The following is a 25,479-nucleotide window of genomic DNA, read 5'->3' as shown; positions in this document are numbered from 1 at the left end:
GTCACTGCTACTTCGGTGCCGGGAGCGCGCCCGCCAGTTCCGCGATGTCGGCCAGCATGCGCGCGGTGTCGGGTTCGCGGCCGGTGAAGAGACGGAACGCGTCTGCGGCCTGGAAGACGGCCATGCCACCACCGTCGAGCGTGGCGCAGCCCAGCGCACGGGCCGTACGCAGCAGCTCGGTCTCCAGCGGGCGGTAGACGACCTCCGCGACCCACAGACCCGGGTGCAGCAGTTCGGCGGGGAGGGGCAGGCCGGGGTGGGCGGCCATACCGGTGGGTGTCGCGTGCACCAGTCCGTCTACACCGACACCGACACCGACACCGTCGGACCGGCCGATCAGCGCCGCCAGCCGGTCGGGCGTCGTGGCCGTCGCCCGGCCCTCGCCGAAGTGCCGGTTGAGGGACGCGGCGAGGTCGGCGGCCCGGTCGGGCAGCGCGTCGACGACGGTGACCTGGCCGGCGCCGAGGGTGAGGGTGGCGTGGGCGACCGCGGCGCCCGCGCCGCCGGCCCCGAGCTGCACGACCCGGTCCAGCGGGGCGTCGGGCAGGCCGCGGGCGAAGGAGGCGGCGAAGCCGGTCACGTCGGTGTTGTGACCGATCGCGCGGCCGTCCTCGAAGACCACGGTGTTGACAGCGCCGAGCGCCTCGGCCTGCGGATCGAGGTCATCGAGGTGTTCGATGACGAGCTGCTTGCACGGATGTGTGATGTTCAGCCCGTCGAACCCGAGGTCGCGGGCGGCCCGTACGAGATCTCCCACCGCGTGTGCCTCGACGCCCAGCGTCTCGATGTCGATCAGCCGGTACAGATAGCGCAGCCCCTGCCGGTCGGCCTCCCGCTCGTGCAGCGCGGGGCTCAGCGACGGGCCGATGCCGGAGCCGATGAGCCCGACGAGAAACGAGTCCTTGGCCACGGCCGACCTCCATTAATGTACGAACTAGTACGTTAGCTATATCAGCACCAGAGGGCCACAGGGAAGCCCCCGGGGATGCTTCGGCGGTGCTTCTAGAATCACGGGACAGGCCCCTCGCCCGAAGGAACCCGATGACCAGCGTCGAAGAACCGGTACACACAGGCGGGCGCATTCGCGACGCCGCCCGGACCAGGGCCGAGATTCTCGACGTGGCCACCAAGGAGTTCGCGCGGGCCGGCCTGGCGGGGGCCCGCGTGGACGAGATCGCCGCGCTCACCCGTACCACCAAGCGGATGATCTACTACTACTTCGGCGGCAAGGAGCAGCTGTTCACAGCCGTCCTGGAGCACGCGTACTCCGTGATCCGGCAGGCCGAACAGGACCTCGACGTCGAGCATCTGGACCCGGTCGCGGCGATCCGGCGGCTGGCGGAGCTCACCTTCGACCACCACGAGGCGCACCCGGACTTCATCCGCCTGGTGAGCATCGAGAACATCCACGAGGCCGAGCACATCGCCGCCTCCGAGCAGCTGGGGAAGATCGGTTCGCCCGCGTTGGAGGTGATCCGCCGGATCCTGGCGTCGGGTCGCGCGTCGGGCCTGTTCACCGCCGAGGTGGACGCCGTGGACCTGCACGCCATGATCAGCTCCTTCTGCTTCTTCCGGGTGGCCAACCGGCACACCTTCGGCGCCCTGTTCGGCCGCGACCTGACGGCTCCGGACCAGCGGGAGCACTACCGGGCGATGCTCGGCGACATGGTCATCGCCTATCTGACGGCGGACCGTACGGCCTGACGAGGGCAGGACGGAGCCCGCACGGGTCGGCGAGGGCAAGATCCTTCGCCGCGACCTCTTGACACCCGGGAAACGTGGGCGCAACATCCGTAGCCACCGCTACTAACTACCCAGTGGGTTAATTAGCCGGGTCGCTCCCGGCACAGCCGTCCCGTCACCCCAGGGGTCCGGCACCTTCCCCCCTCCCTCCCCCTCCGCTCACTCCACCATGGGTGGAGTACCCCCGAAGGAGCATGCCGTGGCGGATTCCGTCGCACCCCGCGACCCCGCAGCACCCCTGGACGCCCCAGCCGGCGGCCAGCCGAGGAAGGCCGCCACGGCCGCCTGGATCGGCAGCGCCCTGGAGTACTACGACTTCTTCATCTACGGCAGTGCCGCCGCCCTGATCTTCCCCAAGGTCTTCTTCGACGAGTCCGACCCGGCCACCGCGACCCTGCTGTCGCTGGCCACCTTCGGTGTCGCGTACGCCGCCCGCCCGGTCGGCGCGCTCTTCCTCGGTCACTTCGGCGACCGGGTCGGCCGCAAGAAGATCATGGTCTTCACGCTGATCCTGATGGGCCTGTCGACGTTCCTCATCGGCTGTCTGCCCACCCGCGGCCAGGTCGGCACCCTCGCTCCGGTCCTGCTCGTGCTCTGCCGTGTCCTGCAGGGCATCTCGGCGGCCGGTGAGCAGGCGAGCGCCAACTCCATGACGCTCGAACACGCCCCGCCGGGCAGGCGCGGCTTCTTCACCAGTTTCACCCTGAGCGGCACCCAGGGCGGCCAGCTCCTCGCCACCCTGGTCTTCATCCCGATCGCCGCGATGCCCGAGGACCAACTCCTGTCCTGGGGCTGGCGGATACCGTTCTGGCTGAGCATCGCGGTCGCCGTCGTCGGCTACGTCATCCGCCGCAACCTGCAGGAGACCCCGGCCTTCGCCCAGCAGACCGCCACCGAGGGCGTCGTGAAGCTGCCGCTGCTGATCCTGCTGCGTGAGCACTGGGCGGACGTCCTGCGGGTCGTCGCGGGCGCGCTGGTCGCCTCGGTCTCCACGATCTTCACGGTGTGGGCGCTGGCGTACGCGACCAGCGACGCGGTCGGCATGGACCGCACGTCGATGCTGTGGGTGGCCGCGCTTGCCAACGTGGTCGCGCTGGCCGCGATCCCGCTCTGGGCCACACTGTCCGACCGCATCGGCCGCCGCCCCGTGTTCCTGATCGGCGCCGCCGGCAGCGCGGTCATGATGTTCCTCTACCTGTGGGCGATCTCCACGGGCTCGTACCCGCTGATCATGGGCCTGGGCATCGTCACCTTCGGTGTGCTCTACAGCGCCGCGAACGGCACGTGGCCCTCCTTCTACGGCGAGATGTTCTCGACCCGGGTACGGCTGTCGGGCATGGCGATCGGTACGCAGATCGGTTTCGCGGTCGCCGGTTTCGCGGTCACCTTCGCCGCGGAGATCGCCGGTCCCGACGGGGACGACTGGTCCTCCGTCGCCCTGTTCACGGCCGCTCTGTGCATCCCGCCGATGCTGGCCGCGATCACGGCGCGTGAGACACACCGGGTGCCCACCGAGCGACTCGGTGAGCGCGACGCCGAGAACGTGGCGAAGCGCGAGGCCGTGTCGGCCTGAGCCCCACCCTCGCTCCCGCCCAGGTCCCCGACAGCGATGGGCTGTTCGGGGACCTGGGCGGTCGCGGCCGAGTCGGCGGGGATTCCTCCGCCCCGGGGCCAGGGGGTGACCGCCGGGACCGGCTGCCACCCCCGCCGCTCACTGCCCGTACGCGACCAGCAGGCTGGTGGCCGGAACGACCACGAGCCCGCCGCCCGCACCGAGACCGGTCAGCGGCTGGGACACGTTGTGCTCGTCGGGCTCCTCGATCGACGCGCCGACGTCGGTGGACCAGACGGACTGACCGGTGGCGCCGTTGAGCGCCCACAGCCGACCGCTTCGTGAGCCGACGTAGACGTAACCGTTGACGACGATCGGCGCCGTACTGATCTGGCCGTCACCCTCGAACTTCCAGCGGCTGGCCAGCGTGCGGCTGTGCCGCTCCTGAAGGACACCGTTGTCGACGAAGTAGCCCTGGCGGCCGTCGAACGCCGGTGCCGGCGACCAGCCCGTGGCCTCGTACGTGCCACGGACCTGCCCGTCGGCGGCGCCCAGGACCGTGGGGGTCATCCCTGCGTCGTCGCGAATCCAGACACCGCCGTCGGCGACGACGGGGGTGCGGCCCCCGCCGCCGGAGCACTCCGTGTCGTGGTGCCACAACGGGTCGCCCGACTTGGGGGCGAAGGCGTACGTCTGCTCGCAGGCGTACGAGACGTAGACCCCGTTCGCCGTGACGGCGGGCGAGCTGTTGTCCCCGTTCGCGACCGGCCGGGTCCAGAGCACCGCACCGCTGGCCGCGTTCACCGCGTACAGGGTGCCGCCCGAGCCGGCGCCGCCCGTGTACACGACGCCGTCGGCGAAAGTGGGCGGAGAGGTGAAGGAATACTGCCCGGGCAGCGAGACGGTCCAGAGCTTCTTTCCACTGGCCGGGTTGAACGCCGTCAGCTCGCCGTCGTAGTTCTGCGCGTAGAGCCGACCGCCCCCGTAGGCGAGCGCGGACCACCAGTAGGTGCCGCCGAGGTCGACGGGCGCCCAGGCGTCCTTGCCCGTGGCCGCGTCGACGGCGTAGAGGACGGTGCCGTACCCGCTCGGCGAGGAAGCGGTGGCGAAGACGCGCCCGCCGGCCACGACGGGGTAGGAGACGTCCCCACCCAGGTCGCGGGACCACTTCTGGCTGAGCGGCGGCGCGCCCACGGCGGTGTCGACGAGACTGCCGTCGTGGCGTGCGTTGATCTGGTAGGTGGTCGTGACGCCGGTCGTGACCGATTGGGCGCCGGCCGGTGTCACGAGCCCGAGAACCGACAGCGCCACGCCTAACAGGACAGTGATGGTTCTTCGAAGATTCACTCAGACATCCCTCGTCCTCCGGCATCGCCGCAGCGATGCGCGCGGGTGCATCAACTTCGTCGGGTGCGGTTGCCCCCTGGCGGGTCTCATAGTCCTTCAAGGACGAAGAAGCGTGGGGAGGCCGATGGTCCGGACCGGCGCGCGGAAGTGCCGGCGAGGGCGCCCGGGGTACGGCCACCAGGACCCTAGCGGCGGGGCAGGCCGTACGCCCTTTCCACCCTGATCCGCAGTACGAGCCGCCCGTCCCGGACCATGGCCGCGCGGTAGTCGTCCCAGTCGGGGTGCTCGCCCCGTACGGCCCGGTAGAGCCGGACCAGTTCCTCGACGGTTTCGTCGTGCGGGTCCTGTGCCACGGGCGTCAGATCGGCCACGCCCTCGACCACGGTGTACGCCCAGCGGTCGTCGCTGGTCACATGGTAGGAGACTCGCGGGTCCCGGCGCAGGTTGCGGGTCTTGGCGCGGGAGTCCGTGAGGGAGATGCGTACGGTGCGTTCATCGGGTGCGTAGGTGTGGTTGACGTTCGAGAGCTGGGGGCGGCCGTCGGCCTTGATGGTCGTCAGCACTCCGCCGTCGTACTCGGAGAGCAGCTTGAGGAGCGGGTCCTGCGCGTCGTCCTGAGTCATGTCTCGCTCAACGCGCTTCGGGGGTCCGCCATTCCGATCCGGGCCGCTCCGGTCCTTCCAGTCCCCCCGCTTTCCCGAAACGCGGTAGACAGTGTCTACCGACTTCCTGTAGACACTGTCTATGAATGATTCGCTGCGTACCCGGCTCATCGACGCCGGCGTCGACCTGGTGACCTCGGAAGGTGTCCACGCGCTCAGCCTTCGGGAGATCGCCCGCCGGGCCGGCGTCTCGCACGGCGCCCCGCGTCGGTACTTCCCGACCCATCTGGAGCTGCTGTCCGCCATCGCGCGCCGCGGCTTCGCCGAGCTGGCGGCCAGGGGATCAGCGGCGATCGAGGAGAGCGGGCCCGCTGCGGCCCCACGGGAGCGGATCGCGACGCTCGGACGCGTGTACCTGGACTTCGCGCTCACCAACCGGGGCATGCACGAGCTGATGTTCCGTCACGACCTGCTGGAGAGCAACACGTTGGGGCTGCGCGAGGCCAGCCTGCCCGTCTTCGGCCTGCTGGTGGAGCTCGTCGGACAGGCCCGGCCGGACGCCGACGCCCGGCTCGTCGCGGGGGCGCTGCTGGCGAACCTCTACGGCATCGCCCAGCTGTGGGCCTGGGGCAGTCTTCAACTCACCACCGGCGCCGACGACTTCGCGCCCCTGCTGCACACGGCCCTCGAAGCGCACCTCGGTCCGGAGGAGCGGTGAGCGCTCATCGGAAGGTTGCTCTCGCGAGCAGTGTGATCGGGGCGGTGGTCGTCGCACTCGACGGCACCGTGCTGACCATCGCGCAGCCCACCCTGCAACGGGAGCTGCACGCCTCCTTCGCCGAGGTCCAGTGGACGAGCACCGGGTATCTCATCGCGGTGGCCGGTCTGCTGGTGTTCGCCGGGCGGCTCGGCGACCGGTACGGGCACCAACGGCTGTTCACCATCGGGATGTTGGGCTTCGGAGCGGCGTCGGCAGGCATCGGGTTCGCGTCCGGGGTGCGGTGGGTGATCGCGCTGCGGGTCGTCCAGGGGGTCTTCGGCGCACTGCTGCAGCCCGCCACGCTCGGAATGCTGCGGGCCGCGTTCCCGCCCGACCGGCTGGGGATGCCTATCGCGCTGCGGACCAGCGCGATCGGAGTCGCGGCGGCGGCCGGCCCGCTGGTGGGAGGCGTCCTGGTGACCCAGCTGGGCTGGCGGGCGGTGTTCTTCCTCAATGTCGTACCGGCGCTGGTGCTGGGCGTACTCGCATCGGCCGTCCGGGCTCCCCACCCCGGTCCGCTGCCCTCGGCCGGACCCGCGCGGCTCGATCTCCCCGGTGCCGCACTGCTCGCAGTGACCCTCGCCTGTCTCGTGCACACGCTCGTCGGTGTCCCCGGGCACGGCTGGAGTCCGTCAGCCGTCCTCGGGCTGCTCACAGCGGTGGGCGCGGGCCTCGTCCTCGTACGCCACGAACGGCGTACCGGTGACCCCCTGCTGCCGCCCGAGGTGCTCGGATCGCCGGTCGTGGGTGCCGCGCTGGGCATTCTCGTGCTCGCGTCGGCTGCGATGTTCGGCACACTCTTCGTGGCCAGTTACGTGCTCCAGAGTGAGCTGGGCATGGACCCGCTGCGCACCGCTCTGGCCGCGCTGCCGGGCGGCGTCGCGATGGTGCTGGGAGCGCCGTGGGCCGCCGTACTGATGCGTCGGTACGGGGCCCGGCGGACGACCGCGGCCGGTCTGGTCCTGCTCGCGCTCGGGGTGTCCGTCCTGTTCCGGGCGGCCGCAGCCGTGCCGGTCGGCGGTGGATTCCTGCTGCTCGGAGCGGGTTTCGCCGCCGTGATGGTGACCGCGACGGCCGTCGTCGTACGGCATGCCCCGCTCGGGTCCGCCGGGGTGGCCGGCGGGTTGCAGCAGACGGCGATGAACGTCGGGCCGGTCCTCGGGGTGGCCACGGCGGCGACCCTCGCCACCATGACCGACGGGCTACGGACCGCGCTGCCCGTGCTCGCGTGTACGGCCCTTGTGGGTGTGCCGGCCGCACTGAGGCTGCCGGACATGGGTGAACGGAGGGCGACGCCTGCCGGGTCCCTGCGACACCATGGGGGGTCGTAGGCCTGTGGTGATCCTTTCGGGGTATGACAGCACGGCACTTCGAACGACCGGAGGGGAACGATGGCACTGCTGCGACAAGAGGTCGAGCCGGGCGAGGCAGGACTGGACGCGAAGGCGCTGCACCGCCTCGACCAGCACTTCGCCCACGTGGTCGACGAGGGACACCTTCCCGGTTTCCTCGTGTCCGTGGCCCGCGCCGGCCGCGTCGCACACCTCACCACGTACGGCCGGCGCGACGTGGCGGCCGGGCTGCCGGTCGAGGCCGACACGCTGTGGCGGATCTACTCCATGAGCAAACCGGTCACCTCGGTGGCCGCGCTGATCCTCCTGGAGGAGGGCCGGCTCTCCCTCACGGACCCCGTCTCCCGTTTCCTGCCGGAGTTCGCCGACCCGCGGGTGTACGTGAGCGGTTCCGGCAGCGACCTCGGCACCCGGCCCGCCCAACCTCTGCTGCTGAGGCATCTGCTGACCCACACGGCGGGCCTCACCTTCGCCTTCTACCACTCGCACCCCGTCGACGCCCTCTACCGCGCCGCCAACCTGGAGTCGTCGGTGGTGCCGGGTTCGACCCTGGCGGAGACCTGCGCGGTGTACGCGAGTCTGCCGCTCCAGTTCGAGCCGGGCACCCAGTGGAACTACTCGGTCGCCACGAACGTCCTGGGCCGGGTCATCGAGGTGGCGTCAGGCCGACCGCTGGACGAGTTCGTCACCGACCGTGTCCTCGGCCCGCTCGGTATGACGGACACCGGTTTCTGTGTGACCGACGAACAGGCGGACCGGCTGGCCGAGTTGTACGGGGAGACGGAGGACGGCGGCATCGAGCCGACCCTCGGCCTGCCGCTGAGGGGCCGCCCCCGGTTCCTGTCCGGCAGTGGCGGTATGGTCGCCACCGCTCACGACTACCACCGGTTCATGGAGATGCTGCGCCGGGGCGGCGAACTCGACGGCGTCCGTGTCCTGTCGGCCGACACCGTGGCCCTGATGACCTCCAACCACCTGCCGGGCGGCGCCGACCTGCGGACCTTCGGTGCCCGACCGCACGACGAACCCGGCAACGCGGGTGTCGGATTCGGCCTCGGGGTCTCGGTGGTGATCGACCCGGACCGCACCCTGGCCCCGGCCGGCCTCGGCACGTACGGCTGGAGCGGGGTGGCGACGACGACGTTCTGGGTCGACCCGGGCCGTGATCTGACAGTGCAGTTCATGACCCAGGTGCGACACAGGACCAGCCGGCCGTACTGGCAGGACCTCAAGCGTCTGGTGCACGAGGCGGTCGTCACCGGATAGAGACGACCCCGACAGTTGTCGAAAGGCGGGGAGCGCTCCGCCGTCAGCCGACGGTGAGCCTGAACTCCAGTCCCTCCCCGCCGAGTTCAGCCAGCCACTCGTCCGATCGCCGTGCCGTCTCGGCGGCGCGGCTCAGGCCCGGCGGCAGCGAACCGTCGAGGATGTGCCCGACACCCAGGGCCAGCGTGCGGGAGACGCAGCGGGCCATCGCGCTCTCGGCGGCGTCGCCCTCCAGGTCGAGGAGATAGCGGCCGGACCAGCTTCGCCGCCGCCCGGAACCACCGTCCCCGTCTCCGTCGCCGCCCCCATCCCCCTCCGCGTGTTCATCCGCGTCCACCTCAAGGGACACGGCGAGGACCACTCGGTCGCGGTCGGCGTCGGTCGTCGGGTAGCGTGCCGCCAACTCCCTTGCCAGCGCGCCGATCCGCTCGTCGTTGCCGCCCTTCAGCTCCTCGAAGACGCTGTCCCAGGCGGTGAGCCAGCCGTCCAGGCGCAGGGTGCCCCGGACGAACGCCCGCGCCTTCCATGCCGTCGGCAGCTCGTACTGCTCGACGAACGGCACGCTGTCCCGGTTCGGGTACACCTCGAAGGTCTCCCCGTCGATCACATGCGGACGGGTGACCTCCCAGGGCCGGTCGGCGACCGTCTCGGCGCCGTCCTCGATGTAACGGGCGGGTGAGCGAAGGGCGTTGAGCACTCCTGCGGGCGCCCAGCTGAACCGGTACCTGAAGTCGTTGGGCACCGCGGGGATGCCTCCGCAGTACGACGTGAGGCGGTACGAGGCCGGTGTGCCGGTGCCGATGGCGTGCTCGGCGCGGGTGACCAGGCTGTGCGCGAAGAGGTGGTCGATGCCCGGGTCGAGCCCGCACTCGGTGAGGACGACCAGACCGGCCGCCTCGGCCGCCGGAACATGTTCGAGCACCGCCTCCGACACATAGCTCGAACACGCGAAGTGGGCGCCGCCGAGGACGCAGGCGGCCAGCAGCGGGGCGTGCTCGGGCGCCGGGAGCATGGAGACGACCACGTCTCCGGGAGCCAGTTCGGCGCTGAGCGCGGGGAGGTCGTAGGCGCGGGGTTCGGCGCGGCCGGTGAGCCCCAGGTGGGCGAGGGCCTCGGCCGCGCGGTCCTTGGTGCGGTGCCACACCCGTACCTGTCGCACGGCGTCGCTGTCGCAGAGCGCGGCCAGTCCGCCGCCCGTGGACAGACCCACGCCGATCCAGTGGACGGTACCGCTCGCGGGAACCTTGTCCGTCATGCGCCCACTCCCCCTTCGCTTCCCGACTCGCCCTTGACCAGGCCGAGTTCACGGCATGTCTCGTCGAACCGTGCCAGACAGCGTCCCCAGGCGCCGCCCACCTCGAAGTCGAGCAGCTGGGGCACCAGGGCGGCCGAGAAGTCCGTGCTGGCCTCGCGAGGCAGCAGGGAAGGCAGGTTGTCGATGGCGATCAGGTCGAGCGGCGGCTCGTCCCGCAGCCTGCGCACGGGGTCGTCCCAGGTGGTGGCGGTGTCGTACACCGGGAGGAGGTTCATGGGCGAGCCGACGTCGACGGTGACGTCCGAGAGGGTACGGAGGCGGCGGCCGGGGGTCTCCAGATCCTCGTCGGTCAGGAAGGGCGGGACCGGGCTGGTGGTGAGGACGGTGTTGACCAGCAACTCGTGGGCCAGCAGGGCCGGTCGGTCCAGGTTCCGAGTCTCGGCCAGGTCCCAGCAGGTCGGCTCGACGCCGGCCTCGGCGAGCGCGACACGCGCCCCGCGTCCGCTGCGGCCCAGGGCGCCGATCACCAGTGCGCTCAACTCCCCCGTACTGGAACGGAGTTCGGAGGCCAGCTCCTCCTGGGTGGTCGGTCGCAACGGAGTCGCGAGCCTGCCCCGGTGCTGGAGCACGGCGAGGGCCGCCCCCAGATATCCGGCCCAGTAACCGAAGGCGGCCAGCCTGCGCCCCTGGTCGTCCGCCAGATACTCCAGGTCCAGCAGCGCCCCGCCGCCGGCGACGAAGCGGCCGAGCAGCTCGGCCGCGCCCGGCTGGCCCTTGTAGGCGTGCCCGAAGAAGATGTGCCGGTGGCGCAACTCGCCCGGCCGGTCGGGGAGTTCCTTGAGGCCGACGATCACCGCGTCCGAGGGGGCGGAGACCCAGGACCCGGCGTCGGCGGTGCCGCAGCCGACAGCCTCGTACTCCTCGGTCGGGAAGATCCGCTGCGGGGACTCCTCGACGGTCAGGCGCACCCCCTGTTCGACGAGCCGGCGGGCGTCGGAGGGGACGACGGGGGTGCGGCGTTCGGTCGTACGGGTCTCGTGGCGCAGCCACAAGTGGAGCTCGGTCATACGAGGTTGACCTCCGGGCGCAGGGCATCGGCCGCGAAACGGCCGGCGTTCAAGGGGCTGATGTCGACGAAGGGTACGCGGCCGAGGTACAGGTCACGGACCACCTCGCCGACCGCCGGTCCCTGGAGGAATCCGTGGCCGGAGAACCCCGTCGCGTAGAGGAACCTGGAGGGTGAACTCGCCTCCCCGATCAGGGCGTTGTGGTCCGGCGTGATCTCGTACAGGCCCGCCCAGCCGCCTGTGCGGCGCAGGTCGAGCAGGGCGGGCGCCCGGTGTTCCATCGCCTCGTACAGGCGGGGGATCCAGCGGTCGTGGGTGTCGGTGGCGAAGCCGGTCGTCTCGTCGGGGTCGGACATGCCGAGGAGCAGGCCGGGTCCCTCGGTGTGGAAGTAGAGGCTGCTGCTGAAGTCGATGGTCATGGGGAGCGTAGGCGGCAGTCCGGGGACCGGTTCGGTGACCGCGATCTGGCGGCGCAGGGGGTCGACGGGCAGGTCGACGCCCGCCATCGCGCCGACCGCCCGTGACCAGGCGCCGGCCGCGCAGATCACGGTGCCGGTGGCGATCCTGCCCTGGTCGGTGACCACGGCCGTGAGGGTGTCGCCGTCGCGTTCGATGCCGGTGACCTCGGTGTGGCGCAGGACGGTCGCGCCGTGGCGTCGGGCGGCGGCGGCATAGCCGTGGACCACCGCTTCCGGCGTGCAGTGGCCGTCGTCGGGCGAGTAGGCCGCCGCCAGCAGGCCGTCGGTGGTGATGAGCGGGGACAGCCGGTGTGCCTCGGCGGGGGTGAGCATCCGGCTGGGCACGCCCAGGCCGTTCTGCAGCGCGACGCCCGCCTCGAAGGACGCGACGTCCTCGGGCGTGGAGAGGAGGAAGAGATAGCCGACCCGGTGCAGTCCGATGTCGTGCCCGATCTCCTCCCCGAACCGTCCGAACGCCTCCAGGCTGCGCGCCCCGAGCTGGATGTTGAGCTCGTCGGAGAACTGCGCCCGGACCCCGCCCGCGGCACGCGAGGTGGACCCGGAGGCCAGTTCGTCGCGCTCGACGAGAACCACGTCCCGCACTCCCGCCCGAGCCAGGTGGTAGGCGATGCTCGTACCCATCACCCCACCCCCGATCACGACCACGTCGGCCCGTGTCACGGTCATCGCCCCTCCCCGCATGCCGCGTAAGCCGCCACGTCCCACATGCACAGCCCGACGCGGCCTCGGAGGGCCGTTCCGCCGACGCCCGCACAGGTGGTCGCCGCGCCCGAGCCCACACCCGGCCGCCGCCGACCACAACCACAGCCGCCTCCCGAAGCACACTCATCGCGCCGCACCCCGCGTCCCGCGCAGGACAGGCCAGGCCACCGCCGCGTCCCGCACTGCGACCCCGACTCCGTGGCAGAAGACCATGCCGCCGGCGCCCGGGCAGACAGTCACCGTGCCCGTACCCACCACCGACCACAACCACATCCACCCGCCGAAGCCCCCTCATCGCCCCGCCCCCCTCGCCGCGTGGATGACAGCCCAGGCCGCCGCCGCGTCCTGTACACCCAGCCCGACGCTGTTGTAGAAGACGATGTCGTCGGGGCCCGTGCGGGCGGTGCGTGCGCCTGTGAGGACCTGCCCGAGGCCGATCAGGTCCTCTCGGGACAGCAGGCGGTCCCGGAGAGCGTCGACCACCGGTCCGGCGTGTTCCGCCGCGGTCGCCGGGTCGTCGACGACGACGGCCGCCGCCCGCCGTACGACCCCGGCGTCCACCTCGCTGCGAGCCGGCTCGAACGACCCGACGCTGACCACCGTGCACCCGGGCGCGAGCCACGCGCCGCGCACGACGGGGGTGGTGCTGAGGGTGCAGGCCGCGACCAGGGACGCCCCGGTCACCGCCTCCCGGGGGGTGCCGGTCGCCTCGGCGGCGATGCCGAGTTCGGCCGCGAGCAGCTCCGCCGCCCGTGCGCGCCGCTCCGGGTTCGGGCTCCACACCCGGACTGACTTGAGGTCACGTACCCGGGCGACGGCCCGTGCGTGGGCGAGTGCCTGGGTGCCCGAGCCGATCAGGGCCAGTTCGGCGCTGTCGGCGGTGGACAGCGCGTCGAAGGCCACGGCGCTGGCGGCGGCCGTACGCAGGGTCGTGACGGCCGTGCCGTCCATGACGGCGACGAGTTCGCCCGTCACCGGGTCGAGGGCGGTGATGACGGCGTGCACACTCGGCAGGCCGGCCGCCGCGTTGCCGGGGTTGACGCTGCCGAACTTCGCCACCGCGCCGGTGTCCCGGGACAGCCGGGAGACGTACGCGAAGACCACACTGTCGTCGAAGCGGCTGGGATGCATGATCTTCCCGGGCAGATCGGGCTGACTGGCGCCACCCGCGCCCAGCGCGCCGAACGCCGCGCGCTGCGAGGCGATCGCCGTGTCGGCGTCGAGGAGGGCCGTCACCCGGTCCCGGGAGAGGAAGAGGACGTCGTCGGTCATTCCCTCTTCCTTTCCGGAATCGGGGCTTCTGGCACCCCCCGCGCGCATCCGAATGACACGCGCCCCCTGATCGGGACTCCCGGCCGGCTCTCGCGGTCAGACGATCAGACCGTCAGCCGGGTCAGGACCAGTGCGCCACCGCGTCCAGGTGCGGCAGAACGTGGTCGAGACGCTCACGCTTGGTCCGCAGGTACGTGATGTTGTTCTCGCACGGCGGGATCAGCAGCGGTACGTCTTCGGCGATCTTGATGCCGTGGTGGACCAGCGCCTCACGCTTGCGCGGGTTGTTGGACATCAGGCGCACCGAACGCACCCCGAGGTCGTGGAGGATCTCCGCGGCGACGCCGTAGTCACGGGAGTCCACCGGCAGACCCTGCGCCAGGTTCGCCTCGACGGTGTCCAGGCCCTCCGCCTGGAGCTGCATCGCGCGCAGCTTGGCGAGCAGTCCGATACCCCGGCCCTCATGCCCTCTGAGGTAGACGAGAATGCCGCTTCCCTCGGCGACTATCGCGCGCAGCGCGGAGTCGAGCTGGTCCCCGCATTCGCAGTGCTGGGAGCCGAAGGCGTCGCCGGTCAGGCATTCGGAATGCAGCCTGGTGAGAACGTCGTCCTCGGCGATCTCGCCGTAGACCAGCGCCACTTGCTCGTCACCGCGATCGTGGTCCATGTATCCGACCGCCTGGAAATCGCCGTACACGGTGGGCAACGGCGCATTCACCACGCGTTCCACTCCCGAGGCCTGGGAGGCTTTGCCGAGTACGCCAAGTTTTTCTGTCATGATCTGGTTCCTAAGCAGAGACGAAAGGCCGGGAGAACATGGATGAATCGGGAATACGGTCGACGGCGTCCGTAGCGTTGCCGACCGGCGGCCTGTTGCCGGTGGACACTACGGAAGACGTACGGACACGAGCCGCCGGCGTCTCAACGCAGGTCGCCGTTCTTCCGGTCGGGAGCTTCGAACAGCATGGTCCCTTCCTTCCGTTGACGACCGACACCCTGGTCGCCTGTGCCATTGCCCGGGAGATCGCAGCCGCATACCCGGTGCACCTCCTTCCTCCGGTGACCATCGCCTGCTCGCACGAACACGCCAAGTGGCCGGGAACCGTCAGCATCTCCTCCGTGACCCTTCACGCGGTAGTACGGGACATCGCCGACTCGCTGCGCCGCTCGGGCGTGGAGGCCCTGGTCGTCGTCAACGGACACGGCGGAAACTACGTACTGGGCAACGTCGTTCAGGAATCCTCCGCGCGCGGTGAGCGCATGGCGCTGTTCCCGGCCGGGGAGGACTGGGAGACGGCGCGTGAGCAGGCCGGAGTGGTGACCTCGCTGCTCACGGACATGCACGCGGGGGAAATCGAGACCTCCGTCCTTCTGCACGCTCATCCCGAATTGCTCCGTCCCGGTTATGAAAGCTCTGATTTCGTCGCCGACGACCGCCGGCATCTCCTCACCCTCGGCATGGCCGGTTACACCGATTCCGGTGTCATCGGACGCCCTTCACTGGGTTCCGCCGAAAAGGGGAAGGCGTTGCTGGCGAGCTTCGCCGATTCCTTCGGGGCGTATTTCTCGATGCTCACCGATGCCGATGCGGGTGCCGATGACGCCGGTTCCGCAGGCGCTGCGGGCTCCGCAGGCGACCAGAAGTAGCGGACGACCAGGACGACCGCGCCGGGCAGGGCGGCCACGAAGCTCAGCACGCCGTACACGACGGCGACGCTCAGCCCCATGCTGGCGCCCAGCCCCGCCGCCCCGAACGCCCAGGCGGTGACGCCCTCGCGGGGGCCCCAGCCGCCTACGTTCAGCGGCAGACCCATCGCCAGCAGCGCCAGTACGGCTATCGGCAGCAACTGGGCGACGGAGGCCGAGGATCCGGCGACCCGGGCGGCGACCACGAACATCCCGAGGTGTCCGGAGAGGACGACCAGGGACGAGAGCGCCACGCCGGGCAGGTTCTCGCGGGAGAGCAGGGCGCCACGGGCCTCGGTGAGCACGGCACGCAGGGCCCGGGTCCGGCGGGCGGCGGCGCTCGGGGCGCGGTTCATCCGGACGGCGACGAGGACGGCGACGGCGCCCACGGCGGCGAGGGCCGCCATCAGGGCGAACCGGCGGGCATCGGCCAGTGCCGGTGACGGCAGCGTGAGCAGTACCGTTCCGCCGACGACGATCAACGCGACCTGTCCGGCGGCCCGTTCGAGGACGACCGCACGGACCCCGCGCCCCATGTCACCGGCGCTCCTGCCGTGCCGTACCGCGCGGTGCACGTCTCCGAGGACGCCGCCGGGGAGGGCCGCGTTCAGGAACAGTGAGCGGTAGTAGTCGGCGATCGCGGGGAGAAGGGGCAGCCTGAGCTGCAGGCGCCGGGCGACCAGTGCCCAGCGCCAGGCGCTGAACCCGGTGGTGAGCAGCCCGATTCCGAGGCCCACCAGCAGTGTCGTCGCGTCGATGCGGCGGAGCCCGTCGAGGAAGACACCGGTGCCGAGGCGCCAGAGCAGCACGCCGAGAATCGTCACTCCGGCGATGGTGCCGAGGTGCGGGCGCAGGGCACGAGTCGCGCGGCGGAGCCGGCTCGGGGTGGCGGCCGGCTGGGCGGCGTCCCGGGGCCCGACGAAGCCGATGACTCCGGCGCGGCCCGCCGAGGCGGAGTGCGCCCGGGCAGGCGCTGCTCGTTCGGTGCGGGCCGGCGGGGGCCGGTGGTCGAGCCCCGCGGCGGAGCCGCTGACCGACACGGTCCCGTGCGCGACCTCGCCGAGGCCGCTGAGCACGACCTCCGCCGCTTCCACCGTCTGGACGGTCATGACGTCGTCCCGCCCGTCGGCCTGGCCAGGGCCAGGAGGTCGCTGTGATGAACCTCTACGCGCAGCTCGCCTGCGGCGCAGGCCTCCAGGCGCTCGGCGAGGTATTTGTCGGCGCGGTCCCGCAGCGCCGGGCGTTCCTCCACCGCTGCCGCGACCCAGCCGCGCAGCCACTCCGCGGTGAGCGGGGCCTCCACGGGGCCGAGGTGCCAGGCACTCGGGTGGACCCGGACCGTGGCGCCCCGCTGGTCGAAGGCTTCGCAGGCCGCCGTGACCGCGTCGGGGCCGAGCATTCCCGATCGCCGCTGATGGGCGTTGAACGCGTCGGCGAGGTCCCCGTCCAGCGGGTCGGGGTCGGCGAATTCGACGCGGCCGGCCACGGACAGGGTCAGCAGGGCCGGGCAGCCGGCGCCCGCGCAGGCGGTGGCAAGGGCGTCTACCTCCGCACGGGTGAGGACGTCCAGCAGGGCGGAGGCGGTGACCAGCGAGGCGCCGGCCAGCGCGTCGGAGGTCAGCCGGGCGACGTCACCGCGTCGCGTCTCGACCGTCACGCGGCTGCCGTCGGCGGCGGCGCGCGGCGAGGCCACGGCGGCGAAGTGCAGCAGGTAGGGGTCGCGGTCGTGCAGGACCCAGTGCTGGGCGCCGTCGAGCCGGGGCGCGAGCCAGCGGCCCATGGAGCCGGTGCCGCAGCCCAGGTCGTGGATGACGAGCCCGCCCGGCTTTCCGGGCAGGTTGGCCAGCCGGATGCGCAGCGGGTCGAGCAGTTCGACGGCGCGTGCGGCGGCGTCGGGGCCCTCGCGCAGCTCCAGCCAGTCGGGCGCGTACCGGGGCGGGTCGTCGGGGCCGGCCTCGCGCAGCCGGATCGTGCCCCGCTCCACCGGGCCCACCGGCCCGGCGCCCGCCTTGACGTCCCGGTGCGTCGGCTGGGCCGGAATCCCGGCGGCGGGCTCGGCATTGGCGTCCACCGGAGTCACCGGTCCTCGTCGCTGGATCTCCGACGCCGCCGAAGTCGTGATGGTCGTCGTCTTCTTCATGCCGCGCTCCTTGCTTCCCGGGCAGTCCGCCCCGACACCGCCACGAGACTCCGCAGGGCGGCAGCCCCACGCCCCGGAGCAGCCACCGGCCCGTCGCCGACGCGCACAGGCGTCACCGACCCGGCCGAAATCACCACCGCCACCGACTCCCTCATACCGCGCTCCCGACTTCCCCGGCAGCGCGCCCCGACGCCCCCACGAGACTCCGCAGGGCGGCGACCCGAAGTCCCCGAGCGGCGACCGGCTCGGCGCCGATGCGCACGGGTGCCTCCGACCCGGCCGAAGCCGTGGTCGTCGCGTTGTTTGCGCTGCCCGAGGGGATCCGTCCCCGTACTCCGACGGCACCGCGCAGCGCCGCCGCCCGGAGTCCCCGGGCGGACACCGGCGCGAGGCCGGCGCCTATGAGCGCCGCCGGAGCCGTCGTCGTCGACTCGCTCATGCGGCCCTCCGAGGTTCCCAGGGGATCCGGCCCAGTACGCCGGCCAGGCTCCGCGCCGTGGCCGCCCAGCCGTCCAGGGCTGCCCGGCGGCCCCGGGCCGCCGCCTTCAGGCGTCGGCGGACGTCCGCCTCGCCGAACCAGCCGCGCAGTTCCGCCGCGAGCGCCGCCGGGTTCTCCGGCGGTACGAGGATGCCGGGGACCCCGCCGTCGGGCGCCCGCCCGACCGCCTCGGGCAGGCCGCCCACGTCCGTGGCGAGGACGGGGATGCCGCGCGCGAGGGCCTCGGTGACCGCCATGCCGTAGGTCTCCGCGTAGGAGGTGAGGACCATCAGGTCGGCGGCGGCGTAGCTGGCGTCGAGCTGGGCGCCCGCCTGGGGGCCGGCCAGGTGCAGCCGGTCCTCCAGTCCGTGCCGCGCGATCAGGGCGCGCAGTTCGGCGACGTACTCGGGATCCTGTTCGAGCCCGCCGACGCAGACGCAGCTCCACGGCAGGTCGGTCACCGCTGCCAGCGCCTCCACCAGCCGGTGCTGGCCCTTGCGGGGGGTCACCGCGGCCACGCAGAGGAGGCGGGAGACGCCGTCGGTGCCGGAGGCGAGGGGGGCGATGTCGGCGCCGGGGGCCGCCATGTGCACGCGTTCCGGGGCGAGTCCGTGGTGGGAGACGAGGCGTCGTACGGCCCAGTCGCTGGTCGCGATGACCGCCGGCACCGCCCTCAGGGTGGTCCGCTCCAGGGCGTCCAGCTCCGCCGCGACGACCGGGTCGAGGCCGGTCTCGTCGCCCAGCGGGAGGTGCACCAGCACGGCGAGGCGCAGGCGTTCGGCCTCGGGGACGATGATCTCGGGGACCCCGCAGGCCACCAGGCCGTCCAGCATGACGACGGTGCCGTCCGGCAGCTCCCGCAGCGTCCGCGCCAGTTCCGCGCGGGCGTCGGCACCGGGCCGGGGCCAGTCACCGTCGACGGCGTGCTTGTGGACCTGCCAGCCGAAGCCGGGCAGGTCGAGGCTGATCCGGCGGTCGTAGGCGTTGCCGCCGCTCGGCTTGGCCGGGTCGTCGACGCCGCCCGGCATCACGAAGTGCACGGAGCGCAGGGACATGGGGATGATCGCCGCGTTCTTGAGGGCCGCGTTCTGCACGGGCACGTAACTGAGCGTGGTCTGCACGGGAGCCTGTACCTGTACCTGAGCCGGGGCGGCCGAAGGAGCCGCCGGGGAAAGGGGAACCGCGCGGTCGAGGGTCGTGTCGGTCACAGGGCACGCTCGTAGCTCGCCCAGGCGACGTGCGACTCGTGCAGGGTGACCGTGAGGCCCGCCAGGCCTCGGGCGCCCTCACCCAGGGCACCCTTCTGGATCCGTGCGGCGAGCCGGTCGGCGATGATCTTGGCCAGGAACTCCGTGGAGGTGTTGATGCCGGCGAAGTCCGGCTCGTTGTCGAGGTTGCGGTAGTTCAACTCGCTCACCACGGCACCGAGCTCCTGGGTGGCCAGGCCGATGTCGACGACGATGTTGTCGTCGTCCAGCTGTTCACGGCGGAACGTGGCGTCGACGAGGAACGTAGCTCCGTGCAGGCGCTGCGCGGGCCCGAAGACCTCTCCGCTGAAGCTGTGGGCGATCATGATGTGATCGCGAACGGTGATGCTGAACAACGGACGACCCTCCAGGTGCGGCGCGTCTTGCCTCGTGCTGATCGCTGCCGGGGCATGCCGACTAGTACGGCTACCCACGGCGGCTTGTTCAACGACTTGTTCATGTGCCGGATTTCCTGTGCCGGTCCCCTGCTCGGAGACCGGCACATTCGTCACTCCGCGTCCGGATAACGGACGCGATGGCAGAGTGCCGGCGTCTCCCCGGAGGCGAGCCTCGGCAGCACGTCGGGGAGTTCCTCGAAGGCGCACTCACCGGTGACGAGGGCGTCGAGCGCCGGGTCGGCCAGCAGGTCGAGGGCCAGGGCGAGCCGGTCGGCGTAGGAGCGGCCGGGCCGCGCGGCCGGGGACACCGTCCCCACCTGGCTGCTGCGGACGGTGAGCCGCCGGGAGTGGAACGCCTCGCCCAGCGGCAGACTGACGCGCCGGTCGCCGTACCAGCTCAGCTCGACGACCGTGCCCTCGGCGGCGAGGAGTTCGAGCGAGCGGGCCAGTCCCGCCTCCGTGGCACTGGCGTGGACGACCAGGTCGCACTCCCCCAGGGCGTCCCCGGGCAGCGCGAAGTCGACGCCGAGTGCCTCGGCGGTCTTCGCCCGCCCGGGATCGGCGTCCACCAACTGGACGCGCACGCCGGGGAACCGGGCGATCAGGGCGGCCACCGAGCAGCCGATCATCCCGCCGCCGACCACCGCGATCCGGTCGCCGGCCAGCGGCGCCGCGTCCCAGAGGGCGTTCACGGCGGTCTCCACCGTCCCGGCGAGCACCGCGCGTTCGGCGGGCACCGAGTCCGGCACCAGGGTCACCGCGTCCACCGGGACGACGTAGCGCGTCTGGTGCGGGTAGAGGCAGAAGACCGTACGGCCGACCAGCGCGTCCGGGCCCTCCTCCACCACGCCGACGTTGAGGTAGCCGTACTTGACCGGACCGGGGAAGTCGCCCTCCTGGAACGGCGCCCGCATGGCCGCGTACTGGCTGACCGGGACCCCACCCCGGAAGACGAGCGTCTCCGTGCCCCGGCTCACCCCGGACCACAGGGTGCGGACCAGTACCTCGCCCTCGCCGGGCGCCGGCAGTTCGACGTCACGGATCTCTCCGTGGTCCGGCGAAGCGAGCCAGAACGCTCGTGCGGCGAGCTTCATCGGAGTTCCTCCTGAACGCTTGGGAAGTTGCTCACGTACTGCGAGGTGCACAGTCCGCGCACAGTACGCGGCATGATCCACTCTGTACATACGGCGGAGGACTCGCGGTGGCCCTGAACAACACGTACGAAGCGAGGCTGGTTCAGCAGGAGACCGCGCTGGGGGCGGGCCTGCAGGTCCTGTTGCTGGCCCTGCTCGGCTCCGCGATCGGCCTGGGCCCGGCGGGCTGGCTGACCGGACTGGCCTTCGCGATCGCGACCTGGGCCGTGCTGTCCCGCGCGTTGCACCGATCCGGGTCGAAGTCGTTCGGCCCGGCGAACCGTGTGACCCTGGGCCGGGCGACGCTGGTCGGCGGGGTGACGGCCCTGGTCGCGGACTCCTACGTGAGTTCGCCGCCCGTCACCCTGTTCGTCGGCCTGACGGCCGTGGCCCTGCTCCTCGACGGCGTGGACGGCAAGGTCGCCCGGCGCACGGGCACCTGCTCGACGCTGGGGGCGCGTTTCGACATGGAGGTCGACGCGTTCCTCATCCTGGTGCTCAGCGTGTACGTGTCGATGTCGCTGGGCCCGTGGGTCCTGCTGATCGGCGGCATGCGCTACGCCTTCGTCGCCGCGGCCCGCGTCCTGCCCTGGCTGAACGCCCCGCTCCCCCCGAGCACCGCCCGCAAGACCGTGGCCGCCCTCCAGGGCATCCTGCTGCTGCTCGCGGCCTCCGGGTACCTGCCCCTCGTTGCGACTCAGGCGGTGGCCGCGCTGGCCCTGGGGACGCTGGTCTGGTCGTTCGGCCGGGACATCCTGTGGCTGTACCGCACGTCCCGTCCCCGTACGACGGCGCCCGTCGCGTCGGTCGCCTCGGTCGAGCGGCAGCTGCGCGCCCTGGTGCCGGAGTCCGTGTCCCGCTGAACCGCGGCCCGCCCGGCGTGGCACGGACCGCGGTTCACGGCGACCGACTGCCGTACTTCCTACGGCTGTTCGGCTGTTCGGCTACGAGCGGGCGGTCCGGGTCCTGACCAGCGTGAACGCCGCCGTGGCCAGGCCCAGTACCCCCACGATCAGCCCGGCGATCCCCAGTCCGCGAGCCGTCGAGTCACTGGCCGAACCCGAGTCCTGAGCGGCTTCGCTCTTCGGGGAGGCCACTGCGGAAGGCGCCGCCGCCGCTGCCGCCGTCAGTTTCAGTGTCGGTGCCGGGTTCTCCGGCTCGTCCTGGCCCGCCTGAGCGGTCTCGATCCAGCGGACGACGTTGCCGTCGGAGTACGTCTGCAGGGTCTTGAAGGCCAGCTGGTCCGTGCTGTCGGGGAGTTGACCGAACGCGACGTCGAAGTCCTCGTACTCCCCCTGCCGGATCCTGCCGCCGGACCAGGTGATCTCGGAGACGGCGTCGGTGATCGTCCCGTCGTCCGTCTTGATCGGCGTCTTCAGCTTCGTGGTCGTCACCTTCGCCGTCCAGCCCGCCTCCGGGGTGACGAGAACGCCGAGGACGGGGTGGTCGGTGGGCAGGAAGACCTGGACCTTCGTGGTGGTCGCGCTGTCCTCCTCGTTGGGGACCCGGAAGCTCAGGACGCCGTCCGTGGCGCCCTTCGGGTAGCTCTCGGGGTGCACGGTGACGTGTGCGAAGGCGGCACCCGCCGCGGCGAGGACACCGGCGGCGGTGAGACCGGTGACGACGCCGGCGCGGCGCAGGGTGATGCGTGTCGGGAACATGGCAAAACTCCGTACTGGTGACTGGTGACTGCTGTCGAGGAACTTCAGGGCGTGTACGGAATCCCTGTCGGCGGTCCTCGACCGCTCACCGCGTACCGCAGGAGAAGCCGGCGCGGCCGGACGTCCGGCGACGACGCGCGTCCCGGGGCCGTGCGGGCCGGTCCGAGGGGCGCGTCCCGCCACCAGGCGGCGAGGCCCGGCACGAGGGCGACCGCCCAGCGCAGCAGCGACCACAGCGCGGCCTCACCCCGCCGCAGGCACCAGGAGGCGACCAGCGCGGCCACGACGTGCGCGGGGACGGCGTGGCCGCTCAAGGCGTTCATCGTGTTCGCGGGGCCCAGCTGGGCGTGGGACATCCGCATCCCGTGCATGCCAAACATCCCGTGCATCCCGTGCATCCCCGGGTGATGCGCGTGCGCCATCGCCCGTGTGCGCACCGACCCGAACGCGCCGAACGCCGCGTGCAGCCCCGCCTGGGTGACGAGCATCAGGGCGCCGATCCCCGGCAGCGACCGTTCCCGGCCGCCGAGCAGCCACCCGGCGGCGAACACCGCGGCAAAACCGGCGCCTTCCGCCCCCGCCGACGGCGCACCCCCGGTCGCCAGAGCGTGCGCGGCGGCGGCCAGCAGCACACACACCGCGGCGAACACCGCCGCGCGCAGACTCCGTACCGCCGGGGAAGCGCTCATCGTGCCGGGATCCTCCCACGGCAGCTCCCCGGCACGATGCGACGGGTCACCTCAGGCCGTGCGCCGACCTGACCGTCCAGCCCGTCCGGCGTTTGAGGACGAGCGCGTTCAGCGCGACAGGGGGGTCTGGGGGCGCAGCCCCCGGATGGGGACCGGGGTCATTCGGCCCCGCCGGTCTCCTCGCCCTCCAGCGCCGCCCGGCACCACCCAGCCCGTCCGGCGCTTGAGGACGAGCGCGTTCAGCGCGACAGGGGGGCCTGGGGGCGCAGCCCCCGGATAGAGACCGGGGGTCACTCGGCCCCACCGGTCTCCTCCCCCTCCAGCTCCTTCGCCAGGCGGCGCAGATGCGGCCCGTACTCCGGGTGGTTGAGCGCTGCCGCGAACTGGGCGGTGAGGTAGGCGAGCGGGTTGCCGGTGTCGTACCAGCGGCCGTGGATCACCTGACCGTAGACGGCCCGGCTCGCGGCGTAGGCGTTGATGGCGTCGGTGAGGTAGACCTCGCCGGTGCGATGGTCGTACCAGCGTTTGGTCTGGTCGCGCAGTTCGTCGACGATGCCGGGCGTGATGACGTAGCCGCCGATGGCCGCGTACGAGGAGGGCGCGTCCTGCGGGCGGGGCTTCTCGACCAGGCCGGTGATACGGAGCAGACCGTCGTCGAGGTCCTCCTTGACGACGGGGACGCCGTAGCGCTGCGAGTCGCCCGGGTCCATCGGCATCAGGGCGAGGACCGGGGAGTTGGTCGCCTCGTAGGCCTTGATCAGCTGCTGGGCACGCGGGACCTCGGCGACGAACACGTCGTCGGGCCACAGCACGAGCATCGGCTCGTCGCCGAAGTTGCGGGCGGCGTTGAGGACCGGGGTGCCGTTGCCGTACGGGCCGTGCTGGTCGAGGTAGGTGATGTGGCCGAGCCTGGACAGCTCGCCGACCTCCTCGACGGCGTCCGCGTAGGCGGCCTTGCCGTCGGCACGCAGTTGGTCGACCAGGGCGGGGTTCGGCCGGAAGTGGTCCTGGATGAGGCCCTTCCCGCCGGACACCACGATGGTGATGTCGGTGATGCCGGACGCCACGAGCTCCCGGACGGTGTGCTCGATGACGGGCTTGTCACCGACGGGCAGCATCTCCTTCGGTGTCGCCTTGGTGAGCGGCAGCAGCCGGGACCCCAGTCCAGCTGCGGGAATGACTGCCCTGCGAATCGTGGCCATGGGCCCCCCTGTACGAAAGCGCGACGCGTATCTGCGGTCGTGGTGCGCTGTGCGTGGTCGTGGTGTGCGTGGTCTTGCTCGGTGGTCTTGCTCGGTGGCGCTGCTCAGTGGTGCTGCTCGGTGCTCACCCGTGCCTGTCGGCGCGAGTGGTGTGACGCTACCAATTCGGCATGCCCCACGGCCGTGCCCCCCAGACCCCCTGAGTGCTTCCCCGGCCACGGTTCAGGCTCGGCGCGGCAGTACGGCGATCGCCGCCAGGGGTACGGCGGCCAGTATCAGCCACGGCACGGCCGCGGGCAGCCCGGTGTCGAGAAGGGTGCCGGTCAGTGAGCTGCCGACCAGCACGATCAGGCCGGAAACCGACGACAGGGCGCCGGTGTAGAGGCCGAGCCGGCCCTCCTCGGCGAGGTCGGGCACCCAGGCGCGGGCCACGGGCGCCACCAGCATCTGGCCGAAGGTGAGCAGAACGACGAAGCCGGCCGCGGGCAGCAGCCCGGCGCTGCCGGTCCACCCTGCGGGCCTGGCCAGCGCCACCACCGCGAACCCGGCGGAGATCAGCAGCATCCCGGCGACCATCGAACGGCGCGGGGCGAGCCGGTCGCCGACCAGGCTGGTGACCGGCAGTTGGGCAGTCACGACGAGCAGGGAGGACAGGGCGAACAGCCAGGCCAGCGCGGTCTGCGAGCCGGTCGCACGCTCCACCTCGTCGGGGAGCGCCAGATACAGCTGGTTGTACGCGAGGAGATAGGCACCGTACGCGCCGCAGAGTGCCAGAAATCGACGGTTGCGCAGCAGCCCGCGCACGCCCCCTTTCGCGCGTACGCGCTCCCGGCCGGCTATGTGCTGCGGGAGCAGCCAGGCGTGTCCGGCGAGGACGAGGACGAAGATTCCGGCGCCCGCGAGGCACACCACCCGGAAGTCGACGGACAGCAGGAGTCCGCCCAACAGCGGCCCGACGAAGGCGCCCGCCTGTCCGGCGACGGTGAACAGCGCGAGGACCCGGGTGCGTGAGCCGTTGCCCCGTTCCTCCCAGACCACCGCCTGCCGGGCCACCTCGGACTCGACGGCGGGCGAGAACAGCGCGGCGGCGAAGCCGATGAGGAGGACGGCGCCGATGACGGTCGCGGTCGAGTCCGCGTAGCCGAGCCAGGCGAAGCCGGCGATGCGCAGGGCGCAGCCCGCGAGCACCACCGGCCGGATGCCGTACCGGTCGGCGAGCGCGCCGCCCACCACGAACAGCCCCTGCTGGCTGAAGGTGCGCAGCCCGAGAACGAACCCGACGAGCCACCCCGCCATGCCGATCGCCTGTCCGAGGTGCTCGGCGAGAAAAGGCAGGACGGCGAAGAAGCCGATGTTGAAGGCGAGTTGGGTCAGGATCAGCAGCCGCAGCAGCGGCGTGAGCCGCATCCGGGCGGGCAACGCCTCGTCCCCGACGACGGTCGCGGGCA

24 protein-coding genes and 1 pseudogene are annotated in these 25,479 nt (G+C 71.9%); 7 read left to right on the top strand and 18 right to left on the bottom strand.

From position 1 onward, the window contains the following. Nucleotides 1-7: 7 nt before the first annotated feature. Nucleotides 8-910, bottom strand: coding sequence for a shikimate dehydrogenase (locus OG241_RS45015; RefSeq protein ID WP_405824236.1), 903 nt, complete (start codon nt 908-910; stop codon nt 8-10). 131 nt (nt 911-1,041) lie between these two features. Between OG241_RS45015 and OG241_RS45010 the strand changes: the two genes are divergently transcribed. After that, nucleotides 1,042-1,704, top strand: coding sequence for a TetR family transcriptional regulator (locus OG241_RS45010; RefSeq protein WP_006373511.1), 663 nt, complete (start codon nt 1,042-1,044; stop codon nt 1,702-1,704). A gap of 238 nt (nt 1,705-1,942) precedes the next feature. Then, on the top strand, nt 1,943-3,316 hold the full coding sequence (locus OG241_RS45005) for an MFS transporter (RefSeq protein ID WP_405824234.1): 1,374 nt from the start codon (nt 1,943-1,945) through the stop codon (nt 3,314-3,316). 138 nt (nt 3,317-3,454) lie between these two features. Here the strand turns inward: OG241_RS45005 and OG241_RS45000 are convergent, their stop codons facing one another. Both OG241_RS45000 and OG241_RS44995 read right to left on the bottom strand, forming a co-directional pair. Beyond that, complete coding sequence (locus OG241_RS45000) at nt 3,455-4,606, bottom strand: PQQ-binding-like beta-propeller repeat protein (protein ID WP_405824232.1); 1,152 nt, start codon at nt 4,604-4,606, stop codon at nt 3,455-3,457. Nucleotides 4,607-4,827: 221 nt separating this feature from the next. Continuing rightward, nucleotides 4,828-5,265 (bottom strand): PPOX class F420-dependent oxidoreductase, encoded by a 438-nt coding sequence (locus OG241_RS44995; protein ID WP_405824230.1) that lies wholly within the window; start codon nt 5,263-5,265, stop codon nt 4,828-4,830. Between the two features lie 121 nt (nt 5,266-5,386). Between OG241_RS44995 and OG241_RS44990 the strand changes: the two genes are divergently transcribed. Genes OG241_RS44990 through OG241_RS44980 form a run of 3 tightly spaced genes read left to right on the top strand, consistent with a single transcriptional unit; the run spans nt 5,387 to nt 8,622 of the window. Next, a complete protein-coding gene (locus tag OG241_RS44990) occupies nt 5,387-5,962 on the top strand; it encodes a TetR/AcrR family transcriptional regulator (RefSeq protein ID WP_405824228.1) in 576 nt (191 codons plus the stop codon). Continuing rightward, nucleotides 5,959-7,335, top strand: coding sequence for an MFS transporter (locus tag OG241_RS44985; protein ID WP_405824226.1), 1,377 nt, complete (start codon nt 5,959-5,961; stop codon nt 7,333-7,335). Before OG241_RS44990 ends, OG241_RS44985 begins: the two co-directional genes overlap by 4 nt. A gap of 60 nt (nt 7,336-7,395) precedes the next feature. Then, on the top strand, nt 7,396-8,622 hold the full coding sequence (locus tag OG241_RS44980; protein ID WP_405824224.1) for a serine hydrolase domain-containing protein: 1,227 nt from the start codon (nt 7,396-7,398) through the stop codon (nt 8,620-8,622). 43 nt (nt 8,623-8,665) lie between these two features. Here OG241_RS44980 and OG241_RS44975 read toward each other — a convergent pair whose 3' ends face one another. The 5 genes from OG241_RS44975 to ribA form a co-directional block, all read right to left on the bottom strand. Continuing rightward, nucleotides 8,666-9,877 carry a saccharopine dehydrogenase family protein gene (locus tag OG241_RS44975; protein WP_405824222.1) on the bottom strand — a complete coding sequence of 404 codons (1,212 nt, stop codon included), beginning with the start codon at nt 9,875-9,877 and terminating at the stop codon, nt 8,666-8,668. Next, complete coding sequence (locus OG241_RS44970; RefSeq protein WP_405824220.1) at nt 9,874-10,944, bottom strand: saccharopine dehydrogenase; 1,071 nt, start codon at nt 10,942-10,944, stop codon at nt 9,874-9,876. Before OG241_RS44970 ends, OG241_RS44975 begins: the two co-directional genes overlap by 4 nt. Then, nucleotides 10,941-12,089, bottom strand: a complete 1,149-nt coding sequence (locus tag OG241_RS44965) for an NAD(P)/FAD-dependent oxidoreductase (protein ID WP_405824218.1) — start codon at nt 12,087-12,089, stop codon at nt 10,941-10,943. Before OG241_RS44965 ends, OG241_RS44970 begins: the two co-directional genes overlap by 4 nt. Before the next feature lie 327 nt (nt 12,090-12,416). Continuing rightward, nucleotides 12,417-13,397 carry an ornithine cyclodeaminase family protein gene (locus OG241_RS44960; protein WP_405824216.1) on the bottom strand — a complete coding sequence of 327 codons (981 nt, stop codon included), beginning with the start codon at nt 13,395-13,397 and terminating at the stop codon, nt 12,417-12,419. 121 nt (nt 13,398-13,518) lie between these two features. Next, a complete protein-coding gene (gene ribA, locus OG241_RS44955; protein ID WP_334587273.1) occupies nt 13,519-14,175 on the bottom strand; it encodes a GTP cyclohydrolase II in 657 nt (218 codons plus the stop codon). A gap of 38 nt (nt 14,176-14,213) precedes the next feature. On the opposite strand from ribA, the gene OG241_RS44950 reads away from it, so the two are divergent. Then, nucleotides 14,214-15,044, top strand: coding sequence for a creatininase family protein (locus tag OG241_RS44950; RefSeq protein WP_405824214.1), 831 nt, complete (start codon nt 14,214-14,216; stop codon nt 15,042-15,044). An 80-nt stretch (nt 15,045-15,124) separates the two neighbouring features. Here the strand turns inward: OG241_RS44950 and OG241_RS44945 are convergent. From OG241_RS44945 to OG241_RS44920, 6 genes and pseudogenes are all read right to left on the bottom strand, one after another. Further along, nucleotides 15,125-16,192 (bottom strand): annotated as a pseudogene (locus OG241_RS44945) (lysylphosphatidylglycerol synthase domain-containing protein); the annotation flags it as partial. Then, nucleotides 16,189-17,223 carry a trans-aconitate methyltransferase gene (locus tag OG241_RS44940; protein ID WP_405824212.1) on the bottom strand — a complete coding sequence of 345 codons (1,035 nt, stop codon included), beginning with the start codon at nt 17,221-17,223 and terminating at the stop codon, nt 16,189-16,191. The gene OG241_RS44940 and the pseudogene OG241_RS44945, both read right to left, overlap by 4 nt. Before the next feature lie 151 nt (nt 17,224-17,374). Further along, entirely contained in the window at nt 17,375-17,662 is a 288-nt protein-coding gene (locus OG241_RS44935) for a hypothetical protein (RefSeq protein WP_405824210.1), read from the bottom strand. Further along, nucleotides 17,659-18,909, bottom strand: coding sequence for a glycosyltransferase family 4 protein (locus OG241_RS44930; protein ID WP_405824208.1), 1,251 nt, complete (start codon nt 18,907-18,909; stop codon nt 17,659-17,661). Before OG241_RS44930 ends, OG241_RS44935 begins: the two co-directional genes overlap by 4 nt. Next, the gene (locus OG241_RS44925) at nt 18,906-19,304 is read right to left on the bottom strand and encodes a 6-pyruvoyl trahydropterin synthase family protein (protein ID WP_405824206.1); all 399 of its coding nucleotides are present in this window, start codon (nt 19,302-19,304) and stop codon (nt 18,906-18,908) included. Before OG241_RS44925 ends, OG241_RS44930 begins: the two co-directional genes overlap by 4 nt. A gap of 152 nt (nt 19,305-19,456) precedes the next feature. Further along, nucleotides 19,457-20,440 carry a dehydrogenase gene (locus OG241_RS44920; protein WP_405824204.1) on the bottom strand — a complete coding sequence of 328 codons (984 nt, stop codon included), beginning with the start codon at nt 20,438-20,440 and terminating at the stop codon, nt 19,457-19,459. 107 nt (nt 20,441-20,547) lie between these two features. Between OG241_RS44920 and OG241_RS44915 the strand changes: the two genes are divergently transcribed. Next, nucleotides 20,548-21,342: a CDP-alcohol phosphatidyltransferase family protein gene (locus OG241_RS44915; RefSeq protein WP_405824202.1), complete on the top strand. Its 795-nt coding sequence runs from the start codon at nt 20,548-20,550 to the stop codon at nt 21,340-21,342. An 81-nt stretch (nt 21,343-21,423) separates the two neighbouring features. Here OG241_RS44915 and OG241_RS44910 read toward each other — a convergent pair whose 3' ends face one another. From OG241_RS44910 to OG241_RS44895, 4 genes are all read right to left on the bottom strand, one after another. Then, nucleotides 21,424-22,140: a YcnI family protein gene (locus tag OG241_RS44910; protein WP_405824200.1), complete on the bottom strand. Its 717-nt coding sequence runs from the start codon at nt 22,138-22,140 to the stop codon at nt 21,424-21,426. Nucleotides 22,141-22,184: 44 nt separating this feature from the next. Further along, nucleotides 22,185-22,829 carry a hypothetical protein gene (locus tag OG241_RS44905; protein WP_405824198.1) on the bottom strand — a complete coding sequence of 215 codons (645 nt, stop codon included), beginning with the start codon at nt 22,827-22,829 and terminating at the stop codon, nt 22,185-22,187. 290 nt (nt 22,830-23,119) lie between these two features. Next, nucleotides 23,120-24,031 (bottom strand): UTP--glucose-1-phosphate uridylyltransferase, encoded by a 912-nt coding sequence (locus OG241_RS44900; RefSeq protein ID WP_405824196.1) that lies wholly within the window; start codon nt 24,029-24,031, stop codon nt 23,120-23,122. Nucleotides 24,032-24,253: 222 nt separating this feature from the next. Then, a complete protein-coding gene (locus OG241_RS44895) occupies nt 24,254-25,438 on the bottom strand; it encodes an MDR family MFS transporter (protein WP_405826779.1) in 1,185 nt (394 codons plus the stop codon). Nucleotides 25,439-25,479 lie beyond the last annotated feature (41 nt).

This window comes from Streptomyces sp. NBC_01390 (assembly GCF_045040105.1).
GTDB lineage: Bacteria > Actinomycetota > Actinomycetes > Streptomycetales > Streptomycetaceae > Streptomyces.
Note: the sequence above shows the minus strand (reverse complement) of the source record. Positions and strands in the feature narration are given on the sequence as shown.

Excerpts from the sequence above, each read along its gene's own strand:
- OG241_RS45010 (WP_006373511.1), top strand. The coding sequence starts at position 1,042 with ATGACCAGCGTCGAAGAACCGGTACACACAGGCGGGCGCATTCGCGAC.
- OG241_RS44995 (WP_405824230.1), bottom strand. The coding sequence starts at position 5,265 with ATGACTCAGGACGACGCGCAGGACCCGCTCCTCAAGCTGCTCTCCGAG.
- OG241_RS44990 (WP_405824228.1), top strand. The coding sequence starts at position 5,387 with ATGAATGATTCGCTGCGTACCCGGCTCATCGACGCCGGCGTCGACCTG.
- OG241_RS44980 (WP_405824224.1), top strand. The coding sequence starts at position 7,396 with ATGGCACTGCTGCGACAAGAGGTCGAGCCGGGCGAGGCAGGACTGGAC.
- OG241_RS44975 (WP_405824222.1), bottom strand. The coding sequence starts at position 9,877 with ATGACGGACAAGGTTCCCGCGAGCGGTACCGTCCACTGGATCGGCGTG.
- OG241_RS44970 (WP_405824220.1), bottom strand. The coding sequence starts at position 10,944 with ATGACCGAGCTCCACTTGTGGCTGCGCCACGAGACCCGTACGACCGAA.
- OG241_RS44965 (WP_405824218.1), bottom strand. The coding sequence starts at position 12,089 with ATGACCGTGACACGGGCCGACGTGGTCGTGATCGGGGGTGGGGTGATG.
- OG241_RS44960 (WP_405824216.1), bottom strand. The coding sequence starts at position 13,397 with ATGACCGACGACGTCCTCTTCCTCTCCCGGGACCGGGTGACGGCCCTC.
- ribA (WP_334587273.1), bottom strand. The coding sequence starts at position 14,175 with ATGACAGAAAAACTTGGCGTACTCGGCAAAGCCTCCCAGGCCTCGGGA.
- OG241_RS44950 (WP_405824214.1), top strand. The coding sequence starts at position 14,214 with ATGGATGAATCGGGAATACGGTCGACGGCGTCCGTAGCGTTGCCGACC.
- OG241_RS44940 (WP_405824212.1), bottom strand. The coding sequence starts at position 17,223 with ATGAAGAAGACGACGACCATCACGACTTCGGCGGCGTCGGAGATCCAG.
- OG241_RS44935 (WP_405824210.1), bottom strand. The coding sequence starts at position 17,662 with ATGAGCGAGTCGACGACGACGGCTCCGGCGGCGCTCATAGGCGCCGGC.
- OG241_RS44920 (WP_405824204.1), bottom strand. The coding sequence starts at position 20,440 with ATGAAGCTCGCCGCACGAGCGTTCTGGCTCGCTTCGCCGGACCACGGA.
- OG241_RS44910 (WP_405824200.1), bottom strand. The coding sequence starts at position 22,140 with ATGTTCCCGACACGCATCACCCTGCGCCGCGCCGGCGTCGTCACCGGT.
- OG241_RS44905 (WP_405824198.1), bottom strand. The coding sequence starts at position 22,829 with ATGAGCGCTTCCCCGGCGGTACGGAGTCTGCGCGCGGCGGTGTTCGCC.
- OG241_RS44900 (WP_405824196.1), bottom strand. The coding sequence starts at position 24,031 with ATGGCCACGATTCGCAGGGCAGTCATTCCCGCAGCTGGACTGGGGTCC.
- OG241_RS44895 (WP_405826779.1), bottom strand. The coding sequence starts at position 25,438 with ATGCGGCTCACGCCGCTGCTGCGGCTGCTGATCCTGACCCAACTCGCC.